Consider the following 8,223-nt stretch of genomic DNA (forward strand, 5'->3'; position numbering starts at 1 on the left):
CGACGCTGGCCGACAGAAGGCTTGATCTTTGCAAGGCAGGGGCAAGGAGGCGATAGTCCGCCCCGGGCTCAACCGGCCAGCCAGGCCCGGATCTCCGCGCCGTGCTCGTCCAGCCCCGGCGGCGGCAGGTGGTAGCGCGGTGGGGTGGCGGAGAGGCCGATCGGGTTACGCACCCCGGGCACGCCGTCGACGGTGACCACGGGTTCGAGCCCCAGCTCGCCGGCCAGGGCCACACCGCCGTCGACCGTGTTGATCGGGCTGCACGGCACGCCCGCCGCGCGCAGGTCGTGGAACCACTCGTCGCTCGTGCGTTCGCGCAGCCGCGCGACCAGGAGCGGACGCAGCAGCTCGCGGTTGACGGTGCGGTCCTGGTTACGCCGGAAGCGCGAGTCGTCCGCCAGCTCCGGCAGGCCGAGCACCTGGCACAGGGTGCGGAACTGACCGTCGTTGCCGGCGATCACGACGAGTTCCCCGTCGGCGGTGGGCAGCGGCTCGTACGGGAAGATGCTCGGGTGGGCGTTGCCCATCCGGAACGGCACCGTGCCGGCGGCGACGTGGGCGCTGCTGTGGTTGACCAGGCCGGACAGGGCCGAGGAGAGCAGGTTGACCTCGACGTGCTGGCCGACCCCGCACTCCTGCCGGTGGTGCAGGGCGGCGAGGATCCCGACGGCGGCGTGCAGCCCGGCCATCACGTCGAACACGGCGACCCCGGCCTTGTACGGCGGGCCGTCCGGCTCGCCGGTGAGGCTCATCAGCCCCGACGCCGCCTGGACCATCAGGTCGTACCCGGGCAGGTCCGCGCCCGCCGCCACGCCGAAGCCGCTGATCGAGGCGTAGACGATGCCGGCGTTGGCGGCGGCGACGGCGTCGTAGCCGAGGCCGAAGCGGCGCAGTGTACCGGGCCGGAAGTTCTGGATCATGACGTCGGCGCGCCGGGCGAGCCGGTGGGCCAGCGCCAGGTCGCCGGGATCGGTGAGGTCCAGCACCACCGAGCGCTTGTTGCGGTTGACGCCGAGGTAGTAGGTGGCGATCCCGTCGCGGACCGGCGGCCGCCAGGTACGGGTGTCGTCGCCGCCAGGCCCCTCCACCTTGATGACGTCGGCGCCGAGATCGGCGAGGAGCATCGTCGCGTACGGGCCGGCGAGGATGCGGGAGAAGTCCGCGACGAGAATTCCGTGCAGCGGTCCGGGTCGACCCTCCGCCATCGCCACGCCCTCCCCTGCCGGTGCCGGTGCCACCGTACCGGTCGGCCTTCCACCGCCCGCGACGCGAGCCGTCGATGACATCTGCTTCATGAACGGGCCGGGCGGCCGCGACGCCGAGCAGAATCACGGGCGTGGGTGAGTGGTCACGCAGAGTCCCAGCCGTGCTGGGCGCCGTCCTCATCGTGGCAGCCGGTCCGGCGGCGCCGGCCGCGGCGCACGGCGGCGGCCAGCCGATCCCCGACGCCGCCTATTACCGAGCCGACCTGGACGCGGTCACCCCGCCGCCGCCCGGCGTGCGGGTACGGGTCGATCCGGGCGGTGAATGGATCGAGATCACCAACTCGGGGCCGGCCGAGGTGGTCGTGCTCGGCTACAGCCGGGAGCCCTACCTGCGGATAACCGCGACAACGGTGCAGGAGAACCAGCTGTCCCAGACGACGTACCTCAACCGCAGCTTGTTCGCCGACACCCTGCCCGCCGGGCAGGATCCCGCCGCGCTCGCTCCGGCCTGGCAGACCATCGGCAGCAGGGGCACCGCCCGCTGGCACGACCACCGCATCCACTGGATGGGGCAGGCGCGGCCGCCGGCGGTCAAGGCGGACCCGGGGCACCCGCATCCGGTGGGCGGCTGGACGGTGCACGCGACGGCCGGCGGACAGCCGTTCACCATCAGCGGCCAGCTGCGCTGGCTGGGCAAGCCCGGCGAGGGCGGCGCGCAGATCCCGCAGTGGCTGCTGCTGGCGCTGGAGGCGGTGGGCATCGTCGTCCTGGCGGGCGTCGGCCTGATGACCCGGCGTCGCCGCCGGGACCGGCAGGTCCCGCCCGGGGCGGTGGCCGCGCCGGTCACGGACGATGTCACCACCCCTTCCGGCTGATCCCGTGCCGCTCGGGGGCGCCGCACCGGCCACGCTCGCCAGTGGCCCGCGCCGCCGAGCACCGGGCCGGACGAGCGGACGACCCGCTTTTCGTGTCCTTCCCGGACGGCCACCGTTGTACGAGGTGTGCAGCCGAAACGCTCCACCGTCGCGACCAGCCCCGGGACGGGGCGCACCCGACGGCAGGTCGAGTGGGCCCGGCGCGAGAACGACCGGCGCCGGCGGGCGTACGACGCGCAGGTCGAGGCCTGGCGCCGCCGCGAGGAGCACCTCGTCCGGCTGCGGATCGAGGCCGCCGGTTTCCTCGGCTGCACGCAGCCACGCAGCGGCCTGCCGGCCGAGTTGGCGCACGACGAGGTCGTCTACCGGGTGCTGCCGGCCGCGGAGCTGGTCGAGGCCGAGGCGCGGCACCTCAGCGGGCTGCCGGCGCCCGGCCTGACCCTCGCGGCGGCCCCCGTCGACGAGTCCGCGCGCGTGACGCCGGCGGGCCTGCGGGTCGTCGACGCCGGCATGGCGGTCGTGACCGACCGTCGCGTCGTCTTCGCCGGCCGGGCCGGCCGACGCGAGTGGACGTACACCGGCCTGCGGGGACTGGGGCACCACCCGGAGGTCCCGATCACCCTGCTGCACACCGCCGACGGCGGTCGTCCGGCCGGGTTGCGGGTCCCCGCCGCCACCGCCGTGAACGCCCGGTTCTACCTCACCCTCGCCTTCGCCACCGCCACCGGGGCGCGCCCGCTCATCGTCCCGCAGCTCGACGGGATGCTGGCGGCCCACCGCGACGCCCGGCCGTCGCCGCCGCCAGCGGTGGCGCCGCACGACGCTCCGCTCCCCCTGCTGCGCCCCGAGCGCGTGACGGCGGCCGCGGCCGTCGCCGTCGCGGTGGCGTTCGCGTTCCTGACCACCGGCGGAATGGGGGCGGAACCGGCCGACCTGCCGTACCGGGCGCAGGCGCGGGCGGGCGGCGTCGCCGCGACGACACAGGTGGGCGGCGCCGCCGTCAGCCCGGCGCCGAGCCCACCCGCCGGTCCCGAGCCACCGGACCGCCCCGTGCCGCGTCCGCCGTCGCCCGCCACCGCGACCCGGCCCGCGGGCGGTGCCGCGGGCGAGCCCGTCGCTCGGCCCGCGACCGCTCGGACCGTTCCAGCGGCACGCGCGACCACCCGACCGGCGCCACCCTCCCGTCCCGGGCCGACCACCGCCCCGGCCCCGGCCCCGACCACCGCGCCCGGCCCGACCACGGCACCCACCCCGACCACCCCGCCCAGCCCGACCAGCCCGACGGAGCCGACCGAGCCTCCGGCACCGACCGGCTGCCTGGACCTGCTCCGGCTACCGCTGGTGGAGCGGCTGCTCTGTCCGTCGCACGGGTCCCGGGGGCGCTGACAACCCACAGCGGCCGGCGGCCCGTGGCCGCCCCGGCGGGGCCGGTCAGGAGCGCGGGGTGAGCAGGTAGTCGTCGGCGTCCGGGCTCCAGCGCAGGTCCACCGTGCCGGTGGTGGCGGCCGCCTTGCAGAACTGCAGGAAGCTGCGATAGCCGAGCTTCTTCTCGCTGAAGTCGGGGCGTGCCCGGCGGAGCTGGTCCTTCAGCCCGGAGAGCGCGACCGCGCCGCCGCCGGCCAGGTCCACGACCACGGAGCGCAGCAGTGCGAAGGCCGCCTCCCGGTCGCCGCGTTCCGGCAGCGACACCTCGGGGTCGCCCTTGGCCGGCCCCGCGGCTAGCTCGACCACGTTGTGTTCGGCCAGGTAGCGCAGCAGCTCGCCGAAGGTACGGAAGCCGTAGTCGGACTCGCTGAACGTCGGATCCTTGCGCAGCAGGGTCCGTTTCAACCCGGAGGCGGTCACCTCTCCGCTGGTGCCGCCCTCGAGGCCGGCGACGGTCTGCGCGACGAGGACGGCGAGCGTGTCGACGTCCCGGGCCGGTTCCTCCGCGACCGGTTGGGGCTCCGGCTCCGGCTGCTGCGGGACCTCCGGGGCGGGCGCCCGCCCGGGACGGCCACCCCACCGGCCGGCGGTGGTGGGCACCTCGACCCCCTCCAGCCGGTCGTAGTAGAGGAACTCGTCGCAGGCGGGTGGGAGCAGGGCCGAGGTCGACTTCTCCACGCCGACCCCGATCACCCGCTTGTTGAGTTCGCGGAGCTTGTAGACCAGCGGGGTGAAGTCGCTGTCGCCGGTGCAGATCACGAACGTGGAGAGGTAGTCGCGTTCGAAGGCCAGCTCCACGGCGTCGACGGCCATCTTGATGTCGGCGGCGTTCTTCCGGGTGGCGCCCATCCGCTGGGGAATCTCGATGAGTTCGACGTGCGACCGGGTGAGCATCCGCCGGTCCTCGTCGAAGTACGACCAGTCGGCGTACGCCCGGCGCACCACCACCCGGCCCCGCTCGGCGAGGGCGTCGGCGATCGGGCGGAAGTCGAAGGCGTGGCCGCCGTGATGGTCGCGTACGCCCAGCGCCAGGTTCTCGTAGTCAAGGAACAGGGCGATCCGGTCTTCGGAATCCACGTCGGTCAGCCTACGCCCGGCGGCACGCCCGTCCACGTCGACGGCGCCGGCCGGGTCAGTGGCGCGGCCAGGCCAGGACGCCGACCGCCGCGCCGGTGGCGAGGCCGGCGGCGGTGACCAGGCGGTGCCGGGACAACCAGGCCTGCGCGCTGTGCCGGTGCGCCCGGCTGGTGAAGCTGCCCTGCGCGCCGTAGTCCCGGCCCTGCGGGCCGTCCGCCGGCTGCCACAGGTTGGCCGGCCGGTCGTGGTCGGCCGGTCGGTCGGTCTGCTGTGACTGGTAGCCGGTGCGGGCGAGGTACCGGTCGAGCAGGCCGGGAACGATCCGGTTGCCGAGGATGGTCAGGGCGGTGGAGGCGCCCACCCAGTACTCCCGCCGGCCGGGCCGGTCGGCGGCGGCGGCGAGGGCCCGGGCGGCCACCACCGGGTCGTAGATCGGCGGCACCGGCTGGGCGTGCCGGGGCAACCGGGACAGCAGCCAGTCGAACTGCGGGGTGTTCAGCGCGGGCAGCTGCACCATCGTCACCTTGACGTTGCTCTTGTCGTGCATCAGCTCGCAGCGCAGCGACTCGGTGAACCCGACGATCGCGTGCTTGGCCCCGCAGTACGTGGCCTGCAACGGGATGCCCCGGTACGCCAGCGCCGACCCGGCCTGGACGATGGTGCCCCGGTCCCGGGGCACCATGTGGTGCAGGGCCACCCGGGTGCCGTGCACGTAGCCGAGGTAGGTGACCTCCATGGCCCGGCGGAACTCCTCCGGTCGGGTCTCCTGGAACGGGGCGAAGACCGAGCTGAACGCGCAGTTGATCCAGAGGTCGATCGGCCCGAGTTCGGCCTCGATCCGCTGCCCGGCGGCCACCACCTGGTCGTGCTCGGCCATGTCCACCTCGACGGGCAGGGCCCGGCTGCCGGCCGCCCGGACCTCGGCCGCGGCGGCGTCCAGCCCGGTGCGCCCCCGGGCCAGGAGGGCGATGGCGATGCCGCGCTGGGCGAGCAGCCGGGCCGTGGCCCGCCCGACTCCGGCGCTGGCGCCCGTGATCACCGCCACCTGGGCCCGCTGTCGCTTCCGGCTCATGTCACTCCCCTCGGCGTCGTCCGTCCTGTCCTGGGCAGTACCCCGGGGCGGGCGGGGTAGTCGGATCGGACGCGACCAGGTTCGGGCAGGTGTGGCGCGACCCGCGACGGGTACGGGCTGCCGGAGGTGGTGCCGGTGGGACGGGACGAGCGGTCGCCCGGGCCGGCGGCCCCGGAACGCGGGCCGAGCGTGCTGCGCGAGTACGCGTTGCTCGCCGACGGCCACCGGGGCGCCCTCGTCGGGCCGGACGGGAACGTGACCTGGCTCTGCGCTCCCGGCTGGGCGGACCCGCCCGTGTTCAGCGGCCTGCTCGGCGGCCGGGGCGACTACCTGGTGACCCCGGCGAACCCACGGTTCGTGTGGGGCGGCCACTACGAGCCGGGATCGCTGGTGTGGGTGAGCCGGTGGGTGACCACGGACGGGATCATCGAGTCCCGGGAGGCCCTGCTGTTTCCCGGCGAGGAGCAGCGGGTGGTGCTGCTGCGGCAGATCCACGCCCTCGACCGGGATGCCGTCGTCCACGTCCGGCTCGATCCACGCGCCGACTTCGGCCGCGAACCGGTACGGGAGGTGCGCCACGACGGCCCGCGCTGGCTGGCCCGTACGGGCGGCCTGTACCTGCGGCACAGCGGCGGGGAGCGGCTCCGGCTCACCGGTGACGGTGCGCTCCGCGGCGAGCTGGCCATCCCGGCCGGCGGGCAGCACGACCTGGTGCTGGAGATCGCGACGCATCCGCTCGACGGCGAGCCGCCCCGGCCGGACGAGTTGTGGCGGACCACCGAACACACCTGGCGGGAGTCGCTGCCGCCGCTCGCCGGCGGGCCGGCGCAGCGGGACGCCGTCTTCGCGTACGCCGTGCTGCGTGGCCTGACCCGACCGGGCGGCGGCACGGTGGCGGCGGCGACCACGTCGCTGCCCGAGCGGGCGCTCGCCGGCCACAACTACGACTACCGCTACGCCTGGGTGCGGGACCAGTCCTTCGCGGGCCAGGCCGCCGCCCTGGTCGGCCGGTACGAGCTGCTGGACGACGCGGTCGCCTTCCTCACCCGGCGGCTGCTCACCGACGGGGACCGACTCGCGCCCGCCTACACCGTCGACGGCCACCCGGTGCCGCCGCAGCACGCGGTCGACTTCCTACCGGGTTATCCAGGCGGCTCGCCCCGGCTCGGGAACTGGGTGCGGGAGCAGTTCCAGCTCGACGCCTTCGGCGAGGTTCTGCTGCTCCTGGCGGCGGCCGGGCGGCACGACCGGCTGGACGACGACTCCTGGCGGGCGATGGAGCTGGCCGTGCGGACCATCGGAGAACGCTGGCACCAGTCCGACTCGGGCATCTGGGAGTTGCCGGCCCGGCAGTGGACGCATTCGAAGCTGATGTGCGTGGCCGGGCTGCGGGCGGCCGCCCGGGTCGCGCCGCGCGGGTCGGCCGGGCGGTGGGTGGCGCTCGCCGACACGATCCTCGCCGACGTCGCGGCGCACGGCCTGCACCCCTCCGGACGCTGGCAACGGGCGTACGACGACGGGCGGGTCGACGGCGCCCTGCTGTTCCCCGGCATCCGGGGAGCGCTGCCGACGGGCGATCCGCGTACCGAGGCCACCCGCCGGGCGGTCGTGGCCGAGCTGGGGTCCGAGGGCTACCTCTACCGGTTCCGCCCGGACAGCCGGCCGCTCGGCGACGCGGAGGGCGCCTTCCTGCTCTGCGGGTTCGCCGCGGCGCTCGCCGCCTGGCAGGCCGGCGACGTGCTGGCGGCCAACCGGTGGTTCGAGCGCAACCGGGCCGCGTGCGGATCGCCGGGCCTGTTCACCGAGGAGTACGACGTGCAGCAGCGGCAGTTGCGCGGGAACTTTCCGCAGGCGTTCGTGCACGCGCTGATGCTGGAGACCGCGGTGACCCTCGGCCAGGCCGAGCCCTGCCCCGTACCTGACGGGCCGGACCGCCGGCCGGGGTGACCCGGATCGCGCCCCGGCGCCGCGCTCAGCTCCGCGGCCGCCGGGGCCGACGGGCGGCCGCCCACCCGTCCAGCACCGCCCAACCGCCGGCGATCGCGCTGTCCAACAGGGCGAGCCGGCGCTGCCGGCGGTCGATGGCGGCGAGCGCCAGCGCGCTCGTCCCGTGCAGCAGGTCCGCCGCGGCCCCGACGACGAGCACCGCCGGGGCCGGCCGGCGCAGGGTCACCGCCGCCTGGGCCAGGTGCCGTACGCCGAGCACCCGCAGCGTCCCCACCGCGAGCCGGCTCGGGTGGCCCCACCGGCGCAGCACCCGGCGCGGCGCCACGATCAGGGTGGCGCCCCAGGCCAGCCGCGCGAGGCCGCTGGTGTGCCACATCGGCGTCGGGGTCGTCGGGTCCATCGTGCCGCTCCTTCCCGCCGCTCACGCCACCCGGTGTTTCTCCGCCTCGGCGGCGCGCAGGCCGACGCCGTTGCCCGACCGGGCCAGGGGCCCCGCGGCGGCACCCCGATGGCCGGCGCCGGCACCCGGTGCGCCGCGCGCGGTCGGCCGCACCGCGTCACCGTCCCAGTACGAACGGAGCGGCGGTGACGGTCACCAACGCCCCGTACAACGGCACCATCG

The 8,223-nt window shown here is 75.6% G+C and carries 8 protein-coding genes; 3 read left to right on the plus strand and 5 right to left on the minus strand.

The features are described 5' to 3' along the window. Window positions 1-68: 68 nt before the first annotated feature. Window positions 69-1,205, minus strand: a complete 1,137-nt coding sequence (locus tag ABZ570_RS32975) for a CoA transferase (RefSeq protein ID WP_358071938.1) — start codon at window positions 1,203-1,205, stop codon at window positions 69-71. A gap of 161 nt (window positions 1,206-1,366) precedes the next feature. Between ABZ570_RS32975 and ABZ570_RS32980 the strand changes: the two genes are divergently transcribed. Continuing rightward, window positions 1,367-2,080 (plus strand): hypothetical protein, encoded by a 714-nt coding sequence (locus ABZ570_RS32980; RefSeq protein ID WP_358071940.1) that lies wholly within the window; start codon window positions 1,367-1,369, stop codon window positions 2,078-2,080. A 126-nt stretch (window positions 2,081-2,206) separates the two neighbouring features. Then, a complete protein-coding gene (locus tag ABZ570_RS32985) occupies window positions 2,207-3,466 on the plus strand; it encodes a hypothetical protein (RefSeq protein WP_358071942.1) in 1,260 nt (419 codons plus the stop codon). A gap of 45 nt (window positions 3,467-3,511) precedes the next feature. Here ABZ570_RS32985 and ABZ570_RS32990 read toward each other — a convergent pair whose 3' ends face one another. Together ABZ570_RS32990 and ABZ570_RS32995 are read right to left on the minus strand one after the other, a co-directional pair. Next, a complete protein-coding gene (locus ABZ570_RS32990; RefSeq protein WP_358071944.1) occupies window positions 3,512-4,582 on the minus strand; it encodes a PIN domain-containing protein in 1,071 nt (356 codons plus the stop codon). Between the two features lie 55 nt (window positions 4,583-4,637). Next, a complete protein-coding gene (locus ABZ570_RS32995; RefSeq protein ID WP_358071946.1) occupies window positions 4,638-5,654 on the minus strand; it encodes an SDR family oxidoreductase in 1,017 nt (338 codons plus the stop codon). A gap of 135 nt (window positions 5,655-5,789) precedes the next feature. On the opposite strand from ABZ570_RS32995, the gene ABZ570_RS33000 reads away from it, so the two are divergent. Next, a complete protein-coding gene (locus ABZ570_RS33000) occupies window positions 5,790-7,601 on the plus strand; it encodes a glycoside hydrolase family 15 protein (protein WP_358071948.1) in 1,812 nt (603 codons plus the stop codon). A gap of 25 nt (window positions 7,602-7,626) precedes the next feature. Here ABZ570_RS33000 and ABZ570_RS33005 read toward each other — a convergent pair whose 3' ends face one another. Continuing rightward, complete coding sequence (locus ABZ570_RS33005; RefSeq protein WP_358071950.1) at window positions 7,627-8,001, minus strand: hypothetical protein; 375 nt, start codon at window positions 7,999-8,001, stop codon at window positions 7,627-7,629. A 21-nt stretch (window positions 8,002-8,022) separates the two neighbouring features. Further along, complete coding sequence (locus ABZ570_RS33010; protein WP_358071952.1) at window positions 8,023-8,154, minus strand: hypothetical protein; 132 nt, start codon at window positions 8,152-8,154, stop codon at window positions 8,023-8,025. Window positions 8,155-8,223 lie beyond the last annotated feature (69 nt).

The sequence above is a fragment of the Micromonospora sp. NPDC007271 genome (assembly GCF_040634005.1).
Classification (GTDB): domain Bacteria; phylum Actinomycetota; class Actinomycetes; order Mycobacteriales; family Micromonosporaceae; genus Micromonospora.

What these genes read in the sequence shown, in the direction of transcription:
- ABZ570_RS32995 (WP_358071946.1), bottom strand. Translation starts at nt 5,654, where the DNA reads ATGAGCCGGAAGCGACAGCGGGCCCAGGTGGCGGTGATCACGGGCGCC.
- ABZ570_RS33005 (WP_358071950.1), bottom strand. Translation starts at nt 8,001, where the DNA reads ATGGACCCGACGACCCCGACGCCGATGTGGCACACCAGCGGCCTCGCG.
- ABZ570_RS32975 (WP_358071938.1), bottom strand. Translation starts at nt 1,205, where the DNA reads ATGGCGGAGGGTCGACCCGGACCGCTGCACGGAATTCTCGTCGCGGAC.